The sequence below is a fragment of the Streptomyces sp. SID1328 genome, assembly GCF_009865595.1.
In the GTDB taxonomy this organism is placed as follows: domain Bacteria; phylum Actinomycetota; class Actinomycetes; order Streptomycetales; family Streptomycetaceae; genus Streptomyces; species Streptomyces griseoluteus.
This window is the reverse complement of sequence record NZ_WWKH01000071.1, coordinates 1-1,053: the sequence shown is the minus strand read 5'-3', so window position 1 is coordinate 1,053 and position 1,053 is coordinate 1. Positions and strand designations below refer to the sequence as shown.

Sequence of the window (1,053 nt, the reverse complement as noted above, 5' to 3'; positions counted from 1 at the left end):
GACGCGGTGCGCGGTCTCGGCGGGCAGCCGGGCGAGGGCCGCGCACGGGCCGAGGGTCACGCCGGGGCGCAGGCCCCCCGCCATCGCCGCGAGCCGGGACAGCCGGGCCGAGTCCGCCGCGTCGGTGTGCAGATCGACCGGGCAGCCCTGCTCGGCGGCGACCTCCAGCACCGCCTCCGCATAGCCCATGGGATCGGGGTCCAGGTCGGGGCAGCCGCCCACCACGTCGGCGCCCATCTTCACCGCGTCCCGCAGCATCGCCAGCCCGTCCGCACCGGCGACCCCGGTCAGCAGCCTGGGCATCGCCACCGTGGTCAGCTCCGCGAGCCCGCGCAGCGAACGGCGGGCCTGGAGCACCGCCTCCAGCGCGCCGAGCCCCTGCGCGTCGCCGATGCGCACCTGGGCCCGTACCGCCGTGGCGCCGTGGCCGAGCTGGAGCAGGGTCGCCTCGGTCACTCTGCGTTGCACCGCCTCGGGCGTGGCCGAGGGCGGGCCGGGGGGTTCGGCGGTGAGGCAGGTGTCCCCGTGGGCGTGCGGCTCAGCGGGGGCCGGGAGCAGCAGGTAGCCGCGCAGGTCGACCCGGGGCGCACCGGCGCGGGCGGGGCCGCGGGCCAGGGTGCCCGCCGTCCCGACCGCCTCGATACGGCCGCCGCCCAGCCGTACGTCCACCGTCCGCCCGTCGGTGAGCCGCGCCCCGCACAGCACGAGGGCGCCCTGGTCGGGGGCGGGAGGAGGGGGTTGCCGACTGTCGGGCATCGGGCGCTCGGACTCCAGGGGCCGGGGGACACGGAGCAAGATCACGCAGCGTGTCCGAGCGTAGGGTCGGCGGCCGCGCCGACCGCGCAGGAGGGCAATAGTCGTACCGGCGTGGCACGGGGCTTCCCGGGGTGCCGGAGCGGCCTCAGAGGCCGGGGGGACGGCCCGCGATGGGCACCCGGATACGGATTTGGGCGATCGGCGGCGGACCGTGTAATGTCTTCCTCGCTCGCCCCAATAGCTCAGTCGGCAGAGCGTCTCCATGGTAAGGAGAAGGTCAACGGTTCGATTCCGTTT

General features: G+C 76.2%; 1 pseudogene. It reads right to left on the bottom strand.

Going from position 1 to position 1,053, the window contains the following annotated elements:
* Window positions 1-756 (bottom strand): annotated as a pseudogene (locus GT030_RS02190) (hydrolase); the annotation flags it as partial.
* Between the last annotated feature and the right edge of the window lie 297 nt (window positions 757-1,053).